Raw genomic sequence first — 22593 nt, forward strand, 5'->3', positions numbered from 1 at the left:
TTGGGGCAGATACCCATCATTTTCTTACGACAAGTTGAATGACATGGGCTAGTCCGGTGTGCGCCTTTCCTGCCACACGCTCTTGTTCGCCATAGAAGAAATGGATCACTTCTTGGCCTTTGCACCAAGCAAGAATTTCTTTTGGATCATAAAGCATGTCAAGTTCCTGGGGGCCGCCTGTACCATACGTTAATTGTTCCTCCGAGAATACCTCAAGCATGAGAATTCCTTTGGGCTTTATTGCCTTTTTCATTTTATTCAGAACCATCATCTGAGCATTTTTATGAAAATGTCCATATACCATAATCGCGGCATCATATTCTTCGCTTGGCACATCCTCTTCCAAAAGGTCAATTTTTTGGGTTTGTACGTCAACGGAATGCTTTCGAGCCAGTTTTTTCGTTTTTTGCAAGCCACTCTCCGCATAGTCAATGGCTGTCACTTCAAGATTTCTTTTTGCTAAAAAGACTGCATTCCGGCCTTCACCCTCTGCAAACGCGATCACTTTTTGACCTTGTTCGAACCGAAAAGCCTGTTGTTGAATAAAAACGTTAGGTTCTTCCCCATAATAATATTCTTCCGAATGAAAGCGCTCATTCCAAATATTCCCCATATTCTCCATCCTCCTGTCATTTAAAACCATTGTAGATTTATTATATCTACAATATCTCCAAAGACAATGATATGTCAATATCGCATGGTATCGAGAGCATCTACATAAGAGCCTTTCTTTGAACGTACCTCTTGACCTTAGGTCTGACCTAAGGTGTATGGTTATGATATTCTACCTCATCCCAAGGGAGTAACGTTTATGAAGAGTGAAATCACCATTAGCGAATTAGCTACGCTTATGAATGTGTCTGTTCATCAGATTCGTTATTTTGAAGAGAAAGGGGTTCTTCTACCTGCTTACTTAGATAACAATCAGTATCGAATGTATAGCATGGATCAAGTTTACCAGCTAGCCCATATTCTGTTGCTTCGCAAATTGGGAGTGCCAGTCCAGTCAATTAAAGAATGCATGACTTCCTATTCTGCTGATCAATACGGGCAGCTACTCAATCGTTCTTTGAGAGGAATACATGCAGAGATACTTCGCCTTCAAGAGCTTCAGCAATTCATAACAAAGGTTTTGCATGAACAAAAGAATTTTCAATCTCACACGAATCCCTACGAAATAAAGTGGCGCGAAACCACTTATTTGGCCCGGTGGATAGAAATGAGTTCCCAAATGACGCTAAACGCCAAACTGTTGGCTGAACAGGCCAAGTCTGTCCCAAACTTGTTCGAATCGGACATTCATTTTATCGAGGATGGTTCCAGTACCCTTACGTTATACACGGAAACAGAAGCGCCTGGCGATTTTTCAATACCCAGCGGCAACTATCTTTCTACCCAAAGGCTGGTCCATGAAGAGGATGAGCTTGAACAAGTGATTGAACAGTTTTACGCCTATGCCGCAGCCCAGTCTCATGTTATACAGGGACCCTTGATCCTCATTGAAAGATCCTACTTATCCCTATTTAGTCAAAACCAACTGCATTATGAACTACAAGCTTTGATCGAACTGACTACCCATTCCGAAAGGGGAAGCCGCTCGTGACTGTTTCACCAATTACGATAGAACCTATGCATTCTATGTATAATCAACAGATTGGTCAACTTCTTGTTCACGGGTTTCGTGGGAAATTCCAAACCCTTACGAGGCTCAATGATGGCGATCTCGCCCTCTTTTTCGAAAAGTTATTTGATCATGTCCCTTCAGATCCAGCGAGTCAACGAATGGTCGCGCTACAAGAGGGAGAAGTTATCGGGACGATATCCATCAAGTGGAAGACCGAATCTACTAGCATGCCAACATTTCCTGCATGGAAGAACTTCCATCGTTTTGGAAAATGGAATCTCCTGAAAATGTTCATCGGATTATCTTTCTTAGACCATAAACCAGAGGCTGGAGAATGTTATATTACAGACGTTGTTGTCCATCCGGATCATCAAGGCAAAGGAATTGGAAACCTGCTATTGCAGTGGGCGCAGAATTTCGCACAAACACAGCCAAGCCTAGACAAGTTAAGCTTGTACGTCGCAGGCAAAAACCCCCGGGCAGAGCAGCTTTATCAGAGATTATCGTTCCATACGCAATTGCGAGAAAGCAGCTTCCTCTCACATATTTTATTCAAGGAGAAAAAATGGAGTTACATGGTGAAGAGATTGAAATAACTCATGACAAAGGGCGAATCGTCTCTACTCGACATCCGCCCTTTGATAGTAAACCAAGTTTTAATAAGGATACCCCGTCATCTGGATCTTTGCTCATACAACTTAACGATTTCGATGATGGTATTCACAGCGTGCAGCATGTTGTCAACGGAGACATACTCGAACCGCCCGTGGTAGTTTTCCCCGCCTGTGAAAATATTCGGTGTTGGCAACCCCATGTATGATAGCTGTGAGCCATCCGTGCCACCACGAATCGGTTGAATCATCGGTACGATTCCGAGGTTTTCTAGTGCTTGTGTAGCGATGTCCACTACTTCCATTACAGGCTCAATTTTTTCCCGCATGTTGAAGTATTCGTCTTTGATTTCGAGTTCAATTCGCTGTTCTCCGTATTTTTTCTGTAATTCTTCTACGATAAGAGCCAATTCTGACTTTCTCGCCTGAAACCGATTACGATCGTGATCCCGGATCAAATAACGAAGCTGCGTTTGCTCGACGTCTCCATGAATGGAAGACAGATGATAAAAGCCTTCGTAGCCTTCTGTCTCCTCAGGAGTTTCATTAACCGGCAGCCTTCCATGCAGCTCCATGGCAATTTTTGAAGCGTTGACCATTTTACCTTTGGCCGAGCCAGGGTGAACGTTCTTCCCTCTGCAAGTAATGATAGCTGATGCAGCATTAAAGCTCTCGTACTCGATCCCGCCAAGAGGCCCGCCATCCATCGTATAGGCATATACTGCATCGAAGGCGGAGACATCAAATTTATCAGGGCCTCTGCCGATTTCTTCATCCGGGGTGAAGGCTACTCTTACTTTCCCGTGCTTCAGTTCTGGATGGCGAATCAGATAATCCATGGCAGTCATGATCTCGGCAATACCGGCTTTATCATCAGCGCCAAGTAATGTGGTACCGTCTGTCGTGATTAAGGTGTGGCCTTTATAGCCAGCCAGCTCTGGAAACTCGCGCGGTGAAAGGACAATATTCAGCGCTTCATTCAAGACAATGTCTTGTCCGTTATAATTTTCAATGACTTGCGGCTTCACGCCAGCGCCGGTAAAATCGGTGGCCGTATCCATATGAGCAAGAAAACCGATTGTTGGAATTTCTTGGTCTGTATTGGACGGTAAGGTTGCCATGACATAACCGTTTGCATCCATTGTAACTTCCTGCATACCTATCGCTTTCAGCTCGTCTATGAGCATTTGGGCAAGCACGAGCTGTCCTGGTGTTGAAGGGCAAGTTTCGCTGTTCTCATCGGATTGTGTATCAACTTGCGCGTAAGAGATGAATCTATTCATGATTTCCGTTTTCATGTTCTTATCTCAGCTCCAGTACAATTAGTCAAACTTATTTTAGAAAGACATGATCTCGTGACAAATTCTACCACGGTTCCCACTGATTCTTCAATTAATGAGCCTGATGCTTTCACATGCCGTTCCACTACATTTTTAGTCAGTTATCTGAATGCTCCCAGCCTCATAAAAATTGGTTTTGGACTAACTCTGAAAAATGAAACAGCGGCGACCCAAGATCAGAAAATACAATCTTAGACTCACCGCTGTTTTTAATGGAAGGTTCTATTCCGTATATGATTTGCCATTCAAATGATAAATGAGTTGCACAACGCCAGAGGAGAACGTTCTTGTATTCACCAATGTTACATTCAACCTCTGTTTTATATCCATAAACAACGGTTTTCCTTCTCCCAAAATAACAGGGTGAACAGATAAGCGAAATTCATCTACCAGCTCTAAATTGATAAAAGTCGTAATAAGACTTGCTCCACCATATAGCCAGATGTCTTTACCAGGCTTATTCTTTAGTAGATTGACTTCTTCAAGAATATGATCGTTGATGAATGTTGCTTTATTGTCAGTCCCTTTTTTCGTCTTGGAAAACACATATTTTTCTTTACTATGGACCAATCCCCAAATCTCTTTTTCCGAATCAGAATGTTCAATTTCCGGCGTATATTGCCCCCATAAGTCATAACTTTTTCTTCCATAAAGAATCGTGTCGATTTGATGTAAGAATGGAACAAACCCCATTTCAGCGTCCATTACGCACCAATCAACTTCTCCATTTTTCCCTTCAATAAACCCATCTAACGTAACAGCTAAATCTAATATGATTCTTCGTGTCATGAGTGGTTACTCCTTTCGTTGATTTACCACTATTCTAGACCTTTAAATATGTCAACTTGTGTCTTATTCGTAATCCATGCATCGGGCAACAAATGTCCTTCTGCTACCAGCTTTGAGTTGCCTTCCAAGTAAACGGATTCGGCAGCATCGTCTGTGAGATGGTAAGAAATTTTAAGTGGTCCCCCTCGAGTAAGCAGGTTTACAGAGGTGTCTACATGTCCTAAAACACCTGCAATGATTGCTGCAGCAGTCGATCCGGAACCGCACGCGTAGGTCTCTGCCTCTACTCCGCGCTCATAGGTTCTGATGCGAAGCGTTTGCCTATCAATCAGTTCCACAAAATTTACATTCGTACCATTGGGAAACTGCTGCTGATCATTTCTGACCATTCGTCCCCATTCTCTAAGCTGGTCGTCCGCTATTGCGAAAACATTTTTGACAAACCAGACCGTGTGGGGAACTCCGACAACACCGTAGTGGTAGAGGTCGCTCGGTCCGTCCCACTCATATGGTTGATTCAGCTTCAGCGCTTGCAATTGAACGTCGGGGAACTTGACTTTCACGCCGTTCTGATTGAGCTCTGCCTGATAGATGCCGGCCATCGTTTCGAAACTCATCTTCGTCTTGGCTGCTCCGATGTGGTAAGCAAAGCGCGACATGCACCTTGCACCGTTTCCGCACATTTCTCCTTCACTGCCATCTGCGTTAAAATACCTCATCTTAAAATCGGCGATGTTGGAGTTCTCCAGCAGCATGAACCCATCCGCACCGATTGAAGTGCCTCGCCTGCATACATTTTGGACAAAGGCTGAAAGCGCAACCTCGTTCAACAGGCCATCGCGATTGTCTACTACAATAAAGTCGTTGCCACAGCCATTCATTTTTGTAAACGGAACCCCACGATCAAACATTTCGCTCCCCCTTTTTATCCGATGTACCGTGCAAAACAAGCGACTGCTCCACAGGATGGACTGGGGAGCAGTCACTATGCGTTAAGAAGGATCAATTGCGGGAAATGATTGATAGAGATGACAAGCGAGCGATTGCCCTTCTATTTCACGGAGCTTTGGCACCTCGACTTTGCATATTTCCATGCTGGTATGGCAGCGCGGATGGAATTTACATCCTTTCGGCGGATTAGACGCAGACGGGAGATCTCCTGACAATACCATTTTCTCTCGCGTATCATCAGGATCGGTAATGGGCTTGGCTGAAAGCAACGCTTGTGTATAGGGATGCAGCGGTCGTCCAAACAGCTTCTCTTTCTCAGCATACTCGATGATTTCACCTAAATACATGACCGCCACTTTATCGGCAATGTGCTCAACTACGCTCAAATCATGCGAAATGAAGACATAGGTCAAGGAAAATTGTTCTTGCAAATCCTGCAGCAAATTAAGGATTTGCGATTGAATCGACACATCCAGTGCGGAGACAGGCTCATCTGCGATAATCAGCTTTGGCCGAAGAATCAGGGCGCGGGCGATGCCAATTCGTTGTCTTTGCCCTCCGGAAAATTCGTGAGGATAGCGAGATAGATGCTGCTTGCTCATGCCGACAATGTCAATCGTTTCTTCCAGTAGCGCTTGTCGCTGCTCTCTGGGAATACCGTGCGAAATTAGCGGCTCCGTCAAGATGTGCCCGATCGTTAGTTTCGGGTTCAATGTTTCAAATGGATTTTGAAAAACCATTTGCATATTTCGCCTTACTGCACGCATTTCTTTTTTGTTCATTTTTCCTATTTCGTTACCTTGGAAACGAATTTCGCCTTGGACCGGTTCCAACAAACGCAGAATACATTTTCCCAATGTAGACTTTCCACAGCCTGACTCCCCGACAATCCCCAGCGTTTCACCTTCATAGACGTTCACATCAATCCCGTTTAGAGCATGAACATCATGCGGTTGTTGAAGCCACCCTTTTTTCATGCGAAACAGCTTGCGCAGCCCTTTCACTTCCAGGATTGGAGTCGTCATCCACCTACCACCGAGCCTTCCTGTTCATGATCCTTGTCTTGCGTAAATAACCAGCATCGACAAGAAGAATACTGATCCACTGGACGGAGCACAGGATTCCGCTCCCAACATATCGCCATCACTCTATCGCATCGCGGAGCAAACCGGCACCCTTTGGGTTTGTTTTCCGGTGTCGGCACACTGCCTTTTATGCTGTGAAGCCTTTTTGCGCGTTGCCTGGGAGTCGATTGGAGCAAACCTACCGTGTACGGGTGCTTCGGATTGCGCAGCAACGACCGTACGTCCGCTGTCTCAATCGCTTGTCCCGCATACATCACCATGACGCGGTCGCACACTTCAGCGATCACCCCTAAATCATGCGTAATCATGATCACTGACATGCCGATATCCCTTCTGATTTTTTTGATCAGATTCAAGATTTGCGCTTGAATGGTCACATCCAATGCGGTCGTCGGTTCATCAGCGATCAGTAATGACGGATTGCATGCGATCGCCATGGCAATCATCACACGCTGCCGCATTCCTCCTGACAAACGGTGCGGGTAATCCCTGTAAATCTCTTCCGCCCGGGAGATGCCCACCACGGTAAGCAAATCCAGTACCCGTTGCTTTACCGCCGCTTTGCTTTCACCCTCATGCTCGTGCAGTACCTCACTGATTTGTCGGCCGATTGTCAACACCGGATTTAACGAATGCATCGGTTCTTGAAAAATCATCGCCATTTCCTTGCCTCTGAGACTGCGCATCTCGGCTTCACTCAGCGCAAGTACTTCTTTCCCGTTGAACCGAATGCTTCCAGTCAAAGTGGCATTATTGTCCAACAGTCGCATGAGCGAGAGCGAAGTGACGCTCTTGCCGCACCCCGACTCTCCGACAATTCCCAGTGTCTCCCCTTTTTTCACATGTAAATCAAGCTGATCAACAACCGTAATCGTACCCGACTCTTTCGAGAACCGGGTTGTCAGCCCCGTCACTTCCAATACATTCTCCATAAATGGAAGTCTCCTCTCCATCCTCTTATTGCCCATTTACTTTTGCGTACGAGGATCAAAAATATCACGCAAGGCATCTCCCAGCCGGTTTACTGCCAACACGACAATGGTGATGGCCAATCCCGGGTATGTCGCAAGCCACCAGGCATCGGACAAATAATCTTTTCCTTCATTCAGCATGGTCCCCCATTCGGGAGTCGGCGGCTGCGCGCCCAAGCCGATAAAGCCCAATGCAGCCGTATCGAGAATCGCTCCCCCGACGAACAATGTCATGTAAACGAACAATACATTCGTAATATTGGGGAGAACCTGGAAGAGAATGATCCACCAGCTCGGCGTCCCGATCGATCTGCTGGCCTCCACATATCCAGACGACATGATGACGAGCGTAGCTGCCCTGATCAGACGCGCAAAGCTGGGAATCGAAGAAATACCGATTGCGATCATCGCATTGGTTTGACTCGGTCCAAGCGCCGCGACAATGGCCAAGGCCAAAATGATCCCCGGCAAGGCAAGCAAAATATCCATCATCCGCATGAGCAGGTGATCAATGAATCCTCCCACATACGCACTGATAACACCAATCACCGTTCCTGCCGCTACTGTGATGCCGACCGCCATGACAGCAACCACAAGCGTAACGCGTGTTCCGTATAAAATACGGGAAAACAAATCGCGTCCGATCGCGTCCGTTCCGAGAACATGCTTGGCAGACGGGCCTTGCAAAAAGGCTTCGTAGTTACTTTCAGTAGGGTCATACGGAGCGATCCAAGGCCCGACGATTCCGATCACAGAAATGAGTAAAAGCACCATCAAGCTTAGTTTTGCTGCTCGCTGTTTCTTGATTTTTCCCCAAAAGGCAAGCTTGGGAAAAATCGGGAATTTGGCATACATCGCCCCATCTGCGACGGTTTTGCTCCCCTCATTCAAGTTACCGCCCCTCCTTTTCCGTAATGAGGTCGACACGCGGATCAATCAAACCATAGAGGAGGTCGACCATCATATTTACCACGACATAGACGAAGCCCATAAGCAGCACAATGCCCTGAATCATTGGAAAATCACGGGATGAAATCGCACGGATAGCCAATGTACCGATCCCAGGCCAGTTGAAGACTTGTTCGATGATCACCGCCCCGCCCAGCAGAGTCGCGATTTGCAAGCCTACCACCGTAACAACAGGAATCATGACATTGCTCAAGGCGTGTCGGAATAGGATGATCGACTCCCTCAATCCCTTGGCCCGTGCCGTTCGAATGTAATCATGGGAAAGCACTTCGACCATACCTGAACGCGTCAGTCGGCTGATCATCGCGGAAGACAAAACGCCCAAGGTACAAGCAGGCAAAACAAGATCCTTCCATCCTGTACCACCCGCGATTGGAAACCAGCCTAATTGAACGGAAAATAACAATATGACGATTAACCCCAACCAGAAGCTCGGCAGCGATAATCCGATCGAGGCTGCCGCCATCAGCATAAAGTCCAAGAGGGTATTTTTGTATCTCGCAGCGATTATTCCCATCGTTAAACCAATCACGACCGCGATGCCAATCCCAGCAAAGGCTAGCTTGGCCGTTGCCGGAAATCGTTCCATGATTTCCACGATGACAGGTCTCTCTGTTTGTAAGGAAGTCCCAAAATCCCCTTGGATGACTTTTTTCATGTAGGTCAGGTACTGATGAGGAAGGGGCTGATTTAGCCCCATTTGTTCACGTAACTGTTCCACTTGCGCTCTTGTAGCCTTTTCCCCTAACATGATCCGTACCGGATCTCCAGGAATAAAATGAACAAGCGCAAACGAAAAGATGGAAATCCCGAGGAGGACAATCACTCCTGATAGCATCCGATTCAACAAATACTGTTTCATGATTCGCTCCCTCCTCTCTCCCAGAATGCGTTTTCATTGCTTACGGCTAAACTCGCTTGGGAATTTGGCGATAGGAGCCCATCATGCGAATTACCGTTTGACTTCCGTCTCGTATAAAACGTACAGTTTGATCCGACCCTTCAATGTTTGCAAGAAAAACGTCTTCTTCGATCGCTTTTAAAGAGAATGAGTCCGAATGATCGACCGTTACGATCAGCGTGCCAGCATCCACGCTTACCTGAAGATGAATCCCTTCCAAAGAGCCGTACTCGCCCGCATATTCAAGCAGACGATCTGTCGGGAGGTCATATTCCTTATACGTGACATGCGTTGATTTCACAGGACGATTCTCGATACAGTGAAACGTGCCATGTGCCAATGCGGCAGCCGGCGAGCCGCTGAGATTGGTGAGTGCCACAGCAGCCAATCCGTTCTCGGGAATGATGCTCATGTAGGCTTGGATCCCTTTCTCTCTGCCGCTATGGCCCAGCATCACAGCACCGTAGAAATTGGGTGTAATCGCTATACCATACCCGTAATATTGGTTATGTTCGCATCGGAAATAAGGGGTGGTCATCTGCTGCACACTTTCCGTGCGAAGAATTCGTTCCTTGCCAATCAAACCTTTTGTTCGAAACAGCTCGGTGTATCTCATCATGTCGGTGAGCGTTGATTTTAATCCGCCGGATGATTGAAACGGCGGTGTCTCAAATAGCGGTGTTCTATCCTCGTACCCGTGCAACTCCACCAAAGAAAAGCAACTATGCTGCATTCCCGCTGGTTGGAGAATATGCTCCTTCACATACGTCGAATATGGCTTTCCGCTTGCTCGCTCAACGATTGCTCCCAGTAGCGTATAGCAATCATTGGAATAACTGAACTCCGTACCTGGTGCGCCCAATAAAGTAAATTCCAGTTGTGCCATATCGGTCATCAATTCCTCATAGGTGTTTATCCCACGCTTGAGTGCATCATCGACGCAAGATAATGGCGGCAAACCGGAGGAATGGGTTAGAAAGTTGTGAATGGTGATTGCTTGCGTTCCACTTCCCGTTTTTACATGAAACTCTGGCAAAAAGCGGGAAACAGGATCGGCAACCGTCAGTTTTCCCGCTTCCTGTAGCTGCATGATCGCAATAGCGGTGAACGATTTCGTAATCGAAGCGATTCCGAACAAAGTATCAACTGTCACTACCTGACCTTGCTCGGCATCACGATAGCCGAAGCCTTTGGCATAAACGAGCTGTCCGTCTTTGGCCACTCCAATTGCAGCTCCAGGCACCTTGCTTCCCATCATTGTTTCGCGGACAAACTCCTCATAACTCACAATCCATTCCTGATTGTTCATGACCTGTTCTCCTTGTTTTTTGTTTCCACGCTTACTTAACCCACACGTCCTGATACAATTTCAGTCCGGATGGATCAAGCATCAGCCCCTGAACACGGTTGTTTACCACGACAAACCGTTTTTCCGTGTAAATAGGAATCCAAAACGCCTCTTCCACAGCACGCTTCTGAAGATCTTCATAGATTTTTGCTCTACCATCGCTATTCATCGTCACCTGTCCCTTTTCCAGCAAGGAATCGATCGTTTTATCGTGGATGGCTGAACGATTCATCCCACCGATCTGAGTGGAATGCATGAACGGAAACAAGATATCAGGATCATCAGCGACGTATCCATCCAGCGCCAAGTCAAATGTGCCGGCAGCAGTTAATTCGTCGACTGCGCTACCTTCCAACGTAATGATTTTCACGTCTACCCCAATCGCTTTGAACATTCCTTGCATCAACTGGGCAGGTTGAGACCATACTTCCATACTCAACAATTCGAGATGAAGCGGTTTTCCTGCTTTCTCCCTTATCCCTTGTGCATTTAGTTTCCATCCGGCTTCTTCCAGGAGCTTCACCGCTTCGTCGGGGTTGTATTTGTATGCATATTGGGCGATGGATTGATCGTATCCGAACAAATTTGCTGGTAACGGACCATCTGCAACAATTCCTTCGCCTTGCAGATGCGATTGCACGATAGCCTCTTTCTTTATGGCCATTTGCAACGCTTTGCGCACGTTTTTATCTTGTAAAATCTCGTTTTTCAAGTTCAGCTCGACAAACAGCCCCAAGCCGCGCTTTGTCTGCTCAAGTACCGTAAAACGATTGTTGTTCTTGAATTTCTTCGCGTCTTTCGCAGGCAGATCAGCGATGTCGATGGTTCCGCTTTCCAAAGCAGCGACAGCCGTTTGCGGATTTCGAATCAATTTCAGAACTAATTTGTCCGGCCTCGGTGGTCCTTGATTTTTAAAGAAGGGCGTAGCCCAGCGATACGCATCATTTTGAATCAGCGTGATAGAGTCTCCTGATCTCCAGCTCTCCATCTTCCATGGACCGACACCGACCGGATTCCTTCCGTATTGATCCCCAAACTTTTGCACCGCGTCCACCGAGAGCGGCTGCATCCAGCTCGCGGAAGTGAAATAGGTGAGAAGCGTGGCAGACGGTTCATTCAATTCCAAAATAAGGGTGTGATCATCTGGTGTTTTGATCGATTTGATGATGCCAAGAACCATCCCTACGCCTTTCGGAGCGATTTCCGGAGACATGGCTCGCTCAAACGTTTGCTTGTACGCCTGTGCAGTAAGCGGAGTCCCATCATGAAAGGTAACGCCTTGGCGAATACGAAATGTCCAGGTCTTCCCATCTTCCGAAAGGGAGTACGATTCGGCCAGATGGGGCTTGACCTCATTTGTTTGGGGATCTCTGTAAAGGAGAGACCCCCCTAAATTGAGTGCGACCCCCTCCGTGCTTAACGCTGTCGATTTGTGGACATCCAGTGTATCTGGCTCACTGCCGATCGCAACAGTGATCGTTCCGCCCTTTTTCTCAGATAGATTGGCATCTTTTTTTCCGTCATCAGTATCTGGTTTCGTGGCATGCGTCCCGCAGCCGACCACGCTTGCCAAAAGTACGAAACAAAAAAGGACAATGCTCACAAACGTGGCGGGTTCCCGCTTTCTTATCCCCATGAATGGCACCACTCTCCCTTGTATGGGATATTTCCTTGCCACCTACGATCTGAGCCAATCAACCGTTTTTTGATCCAGCTTTTTGACGAGAGCCGTCAGCAATTTCACCGTATTTTCCACATCATCATGATGGAGAATCGAAGCGTGACTGTGAATGTAACGCGCAGGGATTGCAATGACGATGGATGGAGCCCCTTTGCCAACCATATGAGCAGCTCCGGCGTCCGTACCCGCACCTGCAATAGCAGCATATTGATACGGGATGCCTTCCTCTTCAGCCGTATCAAATAACAGATCCCGCAATTTCCGATTGGGCACGAGCGAGCCGTCGAATAGACCAATCGTAGGCCCGCCACCGCACTTGATATCAGGCAAATTAGGAGCGTCGGCGCTTCCCGGTGTGTCAAACGTTATCCCCGTCTCCAATGCAATGAATAGATCTGGCTGCACCATATACGTGCTCGTGAATGCGCCGCGGCATCCCACTTCTTCCTGTGCAGTAGCGCCGCTGAATACGATGTTGGGGTGATCCGTTTCTTGCAACTGTTTCATTACTTCAATGGCTGTCAGGCAACCGCCGCGATTATCGAGCGCTTTTGCCATATACATCTTGTCATTCGCCATCACCGTGAAAGGGCAAATCGGCACAATCGGATCACCTGGGCGAATCCCCAGCTCCTTTGCTTGTTCTGCACTGGATGCTCCGATATCGATGTACATCCGTTCGATCTCAACCACTTTCTTTCGTTCTTCCGAAGATAACAGATGTGGCGGTTTTGACCCGATTACGCCGACAATGTCCCCTTTGCCTGTTTTAATGTTCACACGCTGTGCCAACATCACCTGCGACCACCAGCCACCAAGCGGCTGGAAGGCGATGAATCCATCCTTCATAACACGCGTTACCATGAACCCCACTTCATCCATATGGCCCATCATCATGATTTTTGGGCCATTGGCCAGGCCTGTTTTCCGCCCGATTATGCTTCCCAGATTATCTGTGAACACTTCGTCTGTAAGCGGTTCCAAGTACGTGTGCATTATTTCTCGCACTTCCTGTTCCTGTCCGGGAACTCCGGAAGCCTCTGTCAGTTCTTTCAGTACTTTTACCCAACTATTCATCCATATCTTCCTCTCCATTTGCATGTTATCTCCAGCTATCATCAATGCGATCATAGGAACCGATGCGAAGATCTGCTTTTTCGTTCGCCAGTACATGCTTGGCTATACGCTCAGATGGGGTACGAGGCAATTCACTGCGGTATTCCCAATATCGTGGAACCTTGTAGTAAGCAAGGCGCTCGGTGCAATAAGTGATCAACTCATGAGGAGGCACCACTTGGCCCGCTTTCACTACCACGTATGCCTTGATTTCTTCCCCGCGTATTTCGTCCTTCACCGGAAGGCAGGCAGCATATTGCACGGCCGGATGCATTTTCATGACTTCCTCAACCTCAGTAGCCGAAATATTTTCCCCGCTCCGGCGAATCATCTCTTTTTTTCTGCCGACATAATAGATGTATCCGTCTTCGTCCATTCGCACCAAATCTCCGGTGTGGAACCAGCCGCCCTGAAAGGCAGCGCAAGTCGCATCAGGATCTTTATAGTAGCCATCCATCATCCCCAAGCCCCGCAGGAGGAGCTCGCCAACCTCCCCCCTCGAAACGGGACGGTTGTGAATATCAACAATGCGGACAGTCCGGTCTTTATCCGGTTTTCCGATGCAGCCTGTTCCGAGCAATCGGTCATGATCGTGTGGTTTTACCGAAATATCTCCACCTGTCTCTGTCATGCCAAAAACCTCATACCATGGCGCTCCCCATCTCTCTTCCAATTCGCGGTGTAGATGCGGGGGAATGGCCGAGCAAAGGATGGTGCGAACGTTATTTTCCCTGTCTAATGGCGAGCGTGGTGCTTTGACCATTAGCGTGGGCATGATCCCCAGGCAGTAGAAAAAGGTAACGCCATATTGCCGTACTTTCTGCCAAAATGTAGAGGGATGAAATCGATCGAGAACCACAAGCTTTGCCCCCACAGCGATCGCACCCAGCAAATTCCATTGGGGGTCCATATAGTAAAAGGGCTGCGCGGTTAACAGTACATCGGAATTGGTCAAATGGGGATGCTGCTCGACCATCTTTTTGGCTATGGTGAGCCAATATTCATGGGAAAGCATACACCCCTTGGGTAAGCCTGTCGTGCCGGATGTATATTGGATGTTGACTAAAGTTTCAGGAAAAACGGTAAGCGCTGTTGGAGTCGTGGGCGCTGTTTCACACATCGTTCTGAAATCGACAATGTTGGGATCGTCTGATTGGTCTACTGAGAGGATGGTTTTGAGGGTTTGTAAGGAAGGTCTGATTTTCTGTAGCAGGGATATAAACTCCTGTGAAGTTACGATAACGATTGCTTCGGAGTGGTGGAGGATATACTGTGCATCGTACTCTTTGTAATTTACATTTATCGGCACGATAGTCGCGCCCAGTTTTGCCAACGCCAGCCAGGTAAGCGGGAATTCCGGCTGGTTCCTCAGCATGACGGCTACCCGATCCCCATAGCCTACGCCCAGCACTTGGAGCATGTTGGCAATCTGGTTGGAACGGTCTTCTATCTCCTGAAATGACAGTTGTTCATTCCATTCATCAAAAACAAGACCGATTTTTTCTCCCCATCGTTTGGCCGCCCGTGCCGTCAAAGACTTGATTTCTTGCATGTCCAAAAGGTTCAGCCCTCCTTCTCTATACCGATCCTTTTTTTCGGAACTCTTCAGCCGCCTGCTTGGATTCGATCGTTTGCACGGTTGCCAGCGCATGCTCGATCTCCAATTCAAAAGCTGCCTCCAGATCGCATTGTGCCCCGCGATTTAGCGCAAATTTGGCTTTTGCCAGCGCTACTTGCGGGAGCTCAGCTAACCGCTTCGCCCACTTCTCAGCTTCTTCAGCTAACACTTTATGATCCACTACCTTGTTGATGAGTCCTAGATGCAGTGCTTGTGATGCACCGAACCTTTCGCCCGAGAACAGCAATTCTTTCGCCCTGACCAGTCCGATCGCGATGGGAAGGATATGCGAGATTCCTCCGGTAACACTAAGTCCCACACTCACTTCCGGAAAGCCGAATTCGGCATCTTGAGCGGCGATGATCAAATCGCATCCGAGCGCAAACTCACACCCCGCCCCTAGTGCATAGCCATGGACCGCAGCGATCACCGGAAAAGGAACACGCTGGATCTTCCGTGTTATATCCTGAATTTTCTGTATATTAAGACGGAGCTCAGCCTCATTTGCAGGCTTTTCTTCATGACGCAAATCATGTCCTGCACAAAAAGCATTCCCGCGGCCAGCCAGTATTGCTGCCCTTACTCCTTCCCGTTCCAACTTATCGAGCGATCCATACAGCTCCTCTACCAATTGTGGAATCACTGCATTTAACCGCTCGGGGCGATTCAGATGAATCCAGCCTATCTCTTGATGGATCTCACACTCTACCACCGCCTTACGTGTTGTCATTCTTTTTTACCTCCGCCTTTATTTTGGAAAACAATGCTTTTGCATTCGAACCGAGCACCTTCTCTAGCACCTCGGGCTTTATGCTTAATTCCTTCCATTCTGCAATCGCGCGTTTCAGAGGAAATACAGGCCAGTCTGTTGCAAAGAGGATTTGATCTTGCAAGAGGTTGTTTGCTAACCTGTACATCATCTCCCACCCTGCTCCTTGCACCCCCAAATACCTTGGAGAAAGCCCTCCCAAATCCATCAGAACATTAGGGTGCTTGCGCAATACGGCAACCATTTCAGGCACCCAGGGCCACCCCCCATGACACGCGATCAAGGTTAATTCTGGGAAATCACAGGCGACTTGATCCAGCAACAGTGGGTGTTCATTTCGGATGGGATGAATCATCGAATAATTAATTCCCGTATGAATGGCAACTGCCAAGCCTAACTCGGCAGCCTTTGCGTATATGGGATATAATTTGCGATCATCAATCGGCATCTCAAAAAATGCAGGCTGGATGTTTACTCCCAGAAAGCCAAGCTCTCTGATGCGGCTCACTTGTTGGACAGCGCGCATCGGTCTGAAATGCTCCATTGAAATCGTACCGAATCCTGAGAAGAGCTCAGGGTGAGCGGATATGACTTTTGCCAATGCTTCATTCAGCGCATCCCCATCCTCGCCGAATTCGTATTCTGCATGCATAATGGCGTGGTCTACTCCTGATTCTTTCATTTCTTGAATCAAATCGTCGAGCGTTTTCGCGATAGTCGATCTTACTTGTAATACCGCATCATATTGAGCGACGTACTCATCTCGCATTTCACCTATGCGTGCCTCACGGAACTGCTGTGGCAAGCGGACACGGGCATCAAGAATGTTCATGCGCAGCAGCCCCCAGCCATGGTTTCATAAAAAAACGAGCGGGTTTAGGCAGATCCAAATCGGAGACAGTCAGTTGCTGACCGTTTCGCTTTGCCTGAACGAGTGCAAGCGCCATATCGGAAAAATTCAAGCTGATTTCTTCCAAAGAATTTGGGCCATCGGGCGAGTACCAATGGGCGACACCCGTGCACATTTGAAGCAAAGCCAGGACGGCAAGCTTGGTATTTTCTATCGTAAATACTCCCCCCTCTAATCCACCCGATAAAATACGCTGCAAGAGCAACTCATATTCACTGCGCAACCTGGCAATTTCTACGCGCGTATTTCCTGTCAGCGCACGGAACTCGGTATCTACTACTAGCGCTGTTAGCTTGTCAATGGCATGGCTGGTAACATGAAGCTGTACAAACGCTGCCAATTGTTGTTCGGGCGCTTCAAGCTCAGCGAGTACTTCCTTTGCATTTCCAAGAAGGGTCTGTAACCCTTCTTGCATGATGGCAACGAGCAGATCCTCTTTGGTTTTCATGTAATGATAGAGGGTGGAGGAGGTTACCTCTGCTTCTAGAGCGATATCACGTATGCTGGTTGCTTCAAAACCTTTTCTTGCGAATAGCCGTAATGCTGCTTGAAATATTTTTTCTTTCGTCAAAAAAGCGCGCTCCTTTCTACTGATGATTGCAGGAAACGAGAGTCTATCATGTCCAGTTACTTGTGGCGGTTACATCATCTGCTTTTTGGATTTTGCCGATCGATCGATCGATAGGTTGCTTGTAATCACCACTTTACTAATCACCCGTTTTAATGTCAAGATTATTTTTTATTTTCTGACATTTGTTTGGACATAACAAAAATCTCCTCCGGTTTCCCATGAGGAGATCTGAATACGTTATGTTGCCTTACTTCAAGTATCTTCCCGTGATCGACTGTTCCGCACGGATGATCTGCGAAGGAGTGCCCTCGAAGACCACCTGACCGCCGTTGCTGCCTCCGTCCGGTCCCATATCGATAATCCAATCCGCTTGGCTGATCACATCGAGGTTGTGCTCGATGACAATTACTGTATTACCTGCATCCACGAGTCGGTTCATTATCTCCAGAAGGTGACCGATATCTGACATATGGAGACCAGTCGTCGGCTCGTCCATCACGTAGATGCTCCCTTTCTTGTGCAGCTCGCTTGCCAGCTTGATGCGTTGGCATTCCCCGCCCGAGAGCGTGCTGAGCGGTTGGCCGAGTGTAATATAGTTCAGACCCACATCACTCATCGCCTGGAGCTTGCGCACAACCTCTTTTAGCTCAAAAAATTCTAATGCGTGCTCCACAGTCATCTCCAGCACTTCTGCAATTGATTTGCCGTTTAGTTTGTACGCGAGCACCTCTTCCTTGAACCGTCTACCTCCACAAACTTCGCACGGCAGCTTTACGCTTTCGAGGAATGCAAGGTCTGTATACACAACACCTAGACCTTGGCAGTTCTCGCAAGCCCCCTTGGAGTTGAAGCTGAACAAACCTTGGTTGACCTTGTTCGCCGAAGCAAACGCCTTGCGCACATCATCCATGATCCCTGTGTAGGTCGCGGGATTCGAGCGTGTTGACACTCCTACCGCTGACTGGTCGATGACAATCGCATCCGGATGTTTGCTGAGGAATACTTCGTTAATCAGCGTACTCTTGCCTGAGCCTGCGACACCCGTAACTACTGTCAGGACTCCTGTTGGAATATCAACACTCACGTTCCGCAGGTTGTGGAGTGTGGCATTCTCAATGGACAGCTTGCCGGACGGCTTCCTGGAATCTTGCTTCAGTTGGACCGGTCGCTTCATGTGGGTGCCTGTCAGTGTCCCTGACTCCAGCAGACCATCAAAGCTGCCTTCATACACGATGGTACCGCCGTGGCTGCCGGCGTGAGGTCCGACGTCGACGATATGATCTGCCACCTTGATCACATCGGGATCATGCTCAACGACAATGACGGTATTGCCCTTGTCGCGCAGCTTCTGAAGCAATTCATTTAGTCTATGTACATCACGGGGGTGCAAGCCAACGCTGGGCTCATCGAAAATGTAAGTGACATCCACCAGACTGCCGCTCAGGTGCTTCACCATCTTGACGCGCTGCGACTCGCCACCGGACAATGTATCCGTCTCACGGTCCAGCGTCAAATAGTCTAGCCCGATATCCACCAGATGTTGCAACCGCTCCGTAAGTGACTTGATCATCGGAGCGGCGACCGAATCGTCAATCTCCCGAATAACTCGGATAAGCTGACCGACCTCCATGGAGGACATCTCCGCAATGTTGAGTCCATTGATCTTGCAGTTGAGTGCGGCTTGACTGAGTCTTGCCCCATGGCAACTGGAGCAGGTACCCTCGGAGATGAACGGCGCTACAGCTTTTTGTGTACGTTCAGACTTCGTCTTTACATCCTGCTTGATGTATTTGTTAGTGAACTTCTCAATGACGCCTTCCACTGTAATATTCGTTGCCTTCCCTGCAAAATCCATCTTCACTTTCTTCGCCTTGCCATAGAGCAACTGCTCCAGTTCCTCTTCCGAATAATCGTTCAGCTTCTTGTCTGGATCGAAGGAACCCGACTGCACGATGATCGTCCAGTCCCAGCTGTCCACCTTATAGTCCGGCAGCATGATTGCCCCTTCATTCAACGACTTTGACATGTCAACAGCCTTGCTGATGTCGACGCCTAATTTGCGACCGAGCCCGTTGCATTCGGGACACATGCCTTGTGGATCGTTAAATGAGAACATATGCGCTTGTCCAACATAGGGCTGACCCACTCGAGAGAAGAGAAGACGGAGTATGGGAGAGATATCAGTAATCGTGCCCATCGTGGAATGGGAACCACCGCCCAGTCGCTTCTGGTCCACGATAACCGCCATGCTCAGGTTCTCGATCGCGTCCGTATCCGGCTGCGGATAGCGTGGCAGGAAATTGCGCACGAACATGCTGAAGTTCTCATTCAGCAATCGCGTGGATTCTGCTGCGATCGTATCGAAGACGATCGATGACTTGCCCGATCCAGATACACCGGTGAAGATCGTAATCTTCCGCTTGGGAATGCGCAAAGATACGTTCTTGAGATTGTTTTCCCTCGCACCGGAGATTACGATATACTCCTGATTTGATTCGATCATGCCCATCATCCTTCCGATAGCATTCAGTTTTACTTATATTTACATTGTACCATGAAAAAGCTGTTAGGGAACATCAGTTCCTCCAACAGCCCTTCAGGGTCAATCATCCCATGCTTTTTTTCTTGCTTATAGAAGAGGCAAAATTGCGTTTGCGTACGCTTGGGCTCCTTTTTGATTAGGATGACCGATGGAGGCACGCTTGCAAATCTCGAAATCCAAGCCCGTGCACCCAGCTTCTGTGCAGGAGACGAGTCGTTCGGCTGCGATCAGGTCTTGGGGAGTCAGGTCTAAATTGATGCCGAATACATAGGGGTCATCTGTAAGGGCCGCATGCTCCGGACCAAAATTCGGATCGGCGAAAAAGATACGCTGTTGACCGAGCTCCGCATTTCTCTCATCGATGGCTTTTCGCAGGTATAGCTTTGACTCTGCTTCTAGCTGGGCACAGCGCTTGTATACCTTTTCCAACTCAGCCAGCCCGAGAATTCCTCCGGCTGCACCGCCGCCGACTCCTCCGACAATGGCCCCTACGCCGATCAACAGCGCTTCTACCGCAGTCATATCGCTCTTTTCAGACACTGGGGGATAATAACCGGTAACGATGACTTTCGCTTGTGTAAATTTATTCGTTACATCGACCAGCAATTGCTTCATACTCACATAAAAATAGTCGTAATGTAATTTCCCCAAGTCGGCTGGATGGAATAGATTCAGAACTGTCCGAACATCGACATCGTTCATGCCTCCATCTAATAGAATCAGATCCACCAGTTCAGCCTCGCCTTTGAAGAACGCACATTGCTGCAGGATCGTTGGGAATGATTTAGGTACCTCGCCGTCTACGGGGGCCACTATGTCATGCTTACCCTCACCAATGATGGCGCCGGAATGAGCGAGTACTTGTGTATATTGCTTGATATTTCCTTCTCTGGCCTGAACGGCAGCACCCACGATGGAGTAAAACTTTTCATGCTCTTGCAAGCCTTGCCCCCAGCTCACGGAATCACCCATTACGAGCATATGGAAGGTTTCTAGGGTCAGTGGAATTTCATTGGAAGGTGTGCCATCGGAAAGCCGTACTTTCAGGGTCACCTGCTCACCCGCTGGATTGCTCTCCACCTCGGCTGGTCGAATTAAGGTAAATTCCAATTGCGTCGAGCTTACCATCCGAACCTCGGGCATTTCTTGGTTGTTTACCAAGACGAGTGTCCCTTCGGAAAAGCCGCTTCCGTTCACGATCACTTTTTGTCCGGGTCTCACCCGTGTTTTCACTTGATTTTCCTGCTGGGCGGAAATAACTCGTGGATTTACGAAGACGGATGCCTTGCTTGAAAGAGTCATATCTGATTGCCGTACTTGGAGCGTATGGGAGCCTCCTGTCACGAAAGGCAAGACAAAATGAAGCATGGTATCACTTACTACCTGGGTTTTCGTTTCCGTGCCATCGATCAGTACAACATCGGTTTTGGTATAACGACTTCCTTCCAGCGTCACTGTATCACCAGCGAATGCATAAAGCGGAGAGACATGGCTGATCGACGGCTCCAAGAGCTTGCGTCTGAATTCATCTGCGTCAATGGCTCGAAAGCTGACAGGATCAGACAATCTGCCTCCTGCATATCCGACACGCCCCGCATCGGCGAATGAACCCTGTGCTCCCGGTTGGCCTGCCGTTCTCGGACCGGGACCGCATGCCGTACCGAATTTTGCATTCTTGCTGTCACCCACAGCTCCACCTGGTCCGCCCGCTCCAGGATTGCCAGGGATTCCTCCTGCACCTGGGCTGCCCCCGTCAATTGTGATCGCAAAACCTTTTGAATAATTTTCGATGATGGTTTGTGGCGCGTACAAGGCCAACCGCCCACCAGCGCCCCCATTGCCTCCCGGACCGCCGTAGCCTGCAGCACCGCCACGTCCACCATTTCCACCTGCTCCTGCTCCGGCTTTGCAGAAACCTGCCCAATCCAATTCGGCTGGTTTGCCTTTTCCTCCCCGGCCACCATCTCCTCCGTCTTGCCCAGGTCCGCCTTGTGTGCCATCTTGCCCTTTCAAGTCAAAATGAGGACGTCCCACCATATCGAGAACCCATAATTCGAGTTCAGGAGCAGCAGCGCCGTCGAATCCACGGTCTCCGGGCAATCCTGATGTTCCAGGTGTCCCCGGAATACCTGAGAGCGTCGAAGACATTGGTGCATCTGGCGGTGTTATTGGTTTTTGTCGTTTGGCTGGAACATAGCGGTAAGGACGCTCCCACGTAAACGTAACATTCTGTCCGACCGTCAACTTTTCGGCGATGATGATCAAGTAACGCTGCGGGTATTTCAAAATGACATTGGTTCCATCCTCGATATAAATTTCCGATGCGGCCCAGTAGGCAGTGTCTACCGAAATATTCAAGGCCGAAGCAGGAGACGGTACTGCTAATGTAGCCGTCATTTTTTTAGGAAAAGGGATTGCTTGCAACAGTTCCGCTTTTCCGCTCAACATTTGCAAGGTTGGTGTTGGTTTGGCTGAGTCGATTTGATACGCAGACTGAATCATGGTATTCCCACTGACGAGCGTGGGACTTGGTTTCGTCAGCCCCGATTGAGGTACTACTGTCCCACGGATCTTGAGCGACCCCAGACTGGTCAGGGAAGTAATCCCGAATGATTCCAGCACCGCTTTGTGATACGTCATTCGATCCTGAACCACTTGGGGTGCTGCTTGGAAGGAAGCCGGATTCACAGCCATAGTCGTAATTCCGAGCGTATTTCCCCCTGCATTGAACGTGTTTGTAGAAGTTGACATTCTTTTTTCCTCTCCTTAATGAAATAGTTTGCGCGAGTCAGTCTTC

At 48.4% G+C, this 22593-nt stretch carries 19 protein-coding genes; 2 read left to right on the forward strand and 17 right to left on the reverse strand.

The genetic code is table 11. The features are described from left to right. Positions 1–16 precede the first annotated feature (16 nt). On the reverse strand, positions 17–613 hold the full coding sequence (locus HP568_RS03445; protein ID WP_173628433.1) for a class I SAM-dependent methyltransferase: 597 nt from the start codon (positions 611–613) through the stop codon (positions 17–19). 198 nt (positions 614–811) lie between these two features. Between HP568_RS03445 and HP568_RS03450 the strand changes: the two genes are divergently transcribed. Together HP568_RS03450 and HP568_RS03455 are read left to right on the forward strand one after the other, a co-directional pair. After that, positions 812–1603, forward strand: coding sequence for a MerR family transcriptional regulator (locus tag HP568_RS03450; RefSeq protein WP_173628337.1), 792 nt, complete (start codon positions 812–814; stop codon positions 1601–1603). Then, complete coding sequence (locus tag HP568_RS03455; RefSeq protein ID WP_173628338.1) at positions 1600–2220, forward strand: GNAT family N-acetyltransferase; 621 nt, start codon at positions 1600–1602, stop codon at positions 2218–2220. The genes HP568_RS03450 and HP568_RS03455 overlap by 4 nt, the downstream gene beginning before the upstream one ends. 77 nt (positions 2221–2297) lie before the next feature. Here HP568_RS03455 and pepT read toward each other — a convergent pair whose 3' ends face one another. From pepT to HP568_RS03535, 16 genes are all read right to left on the reverse strand, one after another. Beyond that, positions 2298–3533 (reverse strand): peptidase T, encoded by a 1236-nt coding sequence (gene pepT / locus HP568_RS03460; protein WP_173628339.1) that lies wholly within the window; start codon positions 3531–3533, stop codon positions 2298–2300. A gap of 264 nt (positions 3534–3797) precedes the next feature. After that, complete coding sequence (locus tag HP568_RS03465) at positions 3798–4364, reverse strand: dihydrofolate reductase family protein (RefSeq protein ID WP_048033157.1); 567 nt, start codon at positions 4362–4364, stop codon at positions 3798–3800. A 29-nt stretch (positions 4365–4393) separates the two neighbouring features. After that, positions 4394–5275, reverse strand: coding sequence for a diaminopimelate epimerase (gene dapF / locus HP568_RS03470; RefSeq protein WP_048033158.1), 882 nt, complete (start codon positions 5273–5275; stop codon positions 4394–4396). An 81-nt stretch (positions 5276–5356) separates the two neighbouring features. After that, entirely contained in the window at positions 5357–6340 is a 984-nt protein-coding gene (locus HP568_RS03475) for an ABC transporter ATP-binding protein (RefSeq protein ID WP_173628340.1), read from the reverse strand. Beyond that, positions 6337–7332, reverse strand: coding sequence for an ABC transporter ATP-binding protein (locus tag HP568_RS03480; RefSeq protein ID WP_173628341.1), 996 nt, complete (start codon positions 7330–7332; stop codon positions 6337–6339). Before HP568_RS03480 ends, HP568_RS03475 begins: the two co-directional genes overlap by 4 nt. A gap of 36 nt (positions 7333–7368) precedes the next feature. Beyond that, entirely contained in the window at positions 7369–8262 is an 894-nt protein-coding gene (locus HP568_RS03485; RefSeq protein ID WP_048033161.1) for an ABC transporter permease, read from the reverse strand. A 1-nt stretch (position 8263) separates the two neighbouring features. Beyond that, complete coding sequence (gene nikB / locus HP568_RS03490; protein WP_173628342.1) at positions 8264–9202, reverse strand: nickel ABC transporter permease; 939 nt, start codon at positions 9200–9202, stop codon at positions 8264–8266. Between the two features lie 46 nt (positions 9203–9248). Further along, positions 9249–10550, reverse strand: a complete 1302-nt coding sequence (locus HP568_RS03495; RefSeq protein WP_173628343.1) for a serine hydrolase domain-containing protein — start codon at positions 10548–10550, stop codon at positions 9249–9251. Positions 10551–10581: 31 nt separating this feature from the next. Further along, positions 10582–12225, reverse strand: a complete 1644-nt coding sequence (locus HP568_RS03500) for an ABC transporter substrate-binding protein (protein WP_173628344.1) — start codon at positions 12223–12225, stop codon at positions 10582–10584. A gap of 42 nt (positions 12226–12267) precedes the next feature. Beyond that, on the reverse strand, positions 12268–13347 hold the full coding sequence (locus HP568_RS03505) for a M42 family metallopeptidase (protein WP_173628345.1): 1080 nt from the start codon (positions 13345–13347) through the stop codon (positions 12268–12270). Positions 13348–13372: 25 nt separating this feature from the next. Continuing rightward, positions 13373–14938: an AMP-binding protein gene (locus tag HP568_RS03510; RefSeq protein ID WP_254551027.1), complete on the reverse strand. Its 1566-nt coding sequence runs from the start codon at positions 14936–14938 to the stop codon at positions 13373–13375. A gap of 25 nt (positions 14939–14963) precedes the next feature. Further along, positions 14964–15734 (reverse strand): enoyl-CoA hydratase/isomerase family protein, encoded by a 771-nt coding sequence (locus HP568_RS03515; RefSeq protein WP_048033166.1) that lies wholly within the window; start codon positions 15732–15734, stop codon positions 14964–14966. Beyond that, positions 15721–16605 (reverse strand): amidohydrolase family protein, encoded by an 885-nt coding sequence (locus tag HP568_RS03520; protein WP_173628347.1) that lies wholly within the window; start codon positions 16603–16605, stop codon positions 15721–15723. The genes HP568_RS03515 and HP568_RS03520 overlap by 14 nt, the downstream gene beginning before the upstream one ends. Next, positions 16592–17254, reverse strand: coding sequence for a TetR/AcrR family transcriptional regulator (locus HP568_RS03525; RefSeq protein ID WP_173628348.1), 663 nt, complete (start codon positions 17252–17254; stop codon positions 16592–16594). Before HP568_RS03525 ends, HP568_RS03520 begins: the two co-directional genes overlap by 14 nt. A gap of 247 nt (positions 17255–17501) precedes the next feature. Further along, entirely contained in the window at positions 17502–19757 is a 2256-nt protein-coding gene (locus HP568_RS03530; protein ID WP_173628349.1) for an ATP-binding cassette domain-containing protein, read from the reverse strand. A 126-nt stretch (positions 19758–19883) separates the two neighbouring features. Further along, entirely contained in the window at positions 19884–22547 is a 2664-nt protein-coding gene (locus tag HP568_RS03535) for an IPT/TIG domain-containing protein (protein ID WP_173628350.1), read from the reverse strand. Positions 22548–22593: the final 46 nt, after the last annotated feature.

This window comes from Brevibacillus sp. MS2.2 (assembly GCF_013284345.1).
GTDB lineage: Bacteria > Bacillota > Bacilli > Brevibacillales > Brevibacillaceae > Brevibacillus > Brevibacillus brevis_C.

Excerpts from the sequence above, each read along its gene's own strand:
- HP568_RS03445 (WP_173628433.1), bottom strand. The coding sequence starts at position 613 with ATGGGGAATATTTGGAATGAGCGCTTTCATTCGGAAGAATATTATTAT.
- HP568_RS03450 (WP_173628337.1), top strand. The coding sequence starts at position 812 with ATGAAGAGTGAAATCACCATTAGCGAATTAGCTACGCTTATGAATGTG.
- pepT (WP_173628339.1), bottom strand. The coding sequence starts at position 3,533 with ATGAAAACGGAAATCATGAATAGATTCATCTCTTACGCGCAAGTTGAT.
- HP568_RS03465 (WP_048033157.1), bottom strand. The coding sequence starts at position 4,364 with ATGACACGAAGAATCATATTAGATTTAGCTGTTACGTTAGATGGGTTT.
- dapF (WP_048033158.1), bottom strand. The coding sequence starts at position 5,275 with ATGTTTGATCGTGGGGTTCCGTTTACAAAAATGAATGGCTGTGGCAAC.
- HP568_RS03475 (WP_173628340.1), bottom strand. The coding sequence starts at position 6,340 with ATGACGACTCCAATCCTGGAAGTGAAAGGGCTGCGCAAGCTGTTTCGC.
- HP568_RS03480 (WP_173628341.1), bottom strand. The coding sequence starts at position 7,332 with ATGGAGAATGTATTGGAAGTGACGGGGCTGACAACCCGGTTCTCGAAA.
- nikB (WP_173628342.1), bottom strand. The coding sequence starts at position 9,202 with ATGAAACAGTATTTGTTGAATCGGATGCTATCAGGAGTGATTGTCCTC.
- HP568_RS03495 (WP_173628343.1), bottom strand. The coding sequence starts at position 10,550 with ATGAACAATCAGGAATGGATTGTGAGTTATGAGGAGTTTGTCCGCGAA.
- HP568_RS03500 (WP_173628344.1), bottom strand. The coding sequence starts at position 12,225 with ATGGGGATAAGAAAGCGGGAACCCGCCACGTTTGTGAGCATTGTCCTT.
- HP568_RS03505 (WP_173628345.1), bottom strand. The coding sequence starts at position 13,347 with ATGAATAGTTGGGTAAAAGTACTGAAAGAACTGACAGAGGCTTCCGGA.
- HP568_RS03510 (WP_254551027.1), bottom strand. The coding sequence starts at position 14,938 with ATGCAAGAAATCAAGTCTTTGACGGCACGGGCGGCCAAACGATGGGGA.
- HP568_RS03515 (WP_048033166.1), bottom strand. The coding sequence starts at position 15,734 with ATGACAACACGTAAGGCGGTGGTAGAGTGTGAGATCCATCAAGAGATA.
- HP568_RS03520 (WP_173628347.1), bottom strand. The coding sequence starts at position 16,605 with ATGAACATTCTTGATGCCCGTGTCCGCTTGCCACAGCAGTTCCGTGAG.
- HP568_RS03530 (WP_173628349.1), bottom strand. The coding sequence starts at position 19,757 with ATGATCGAATCAAATCAGGAGTATATCGTAATCTCCGGTGCGAGGGAA.
- HP568_RS03535 (WP_173628350.1), bottom strand. The coding sequence starts at position 22,547 with ATGTCAACTTCTACAAACACGTTCAATGCAGGGGGAAATACGCTCGGA.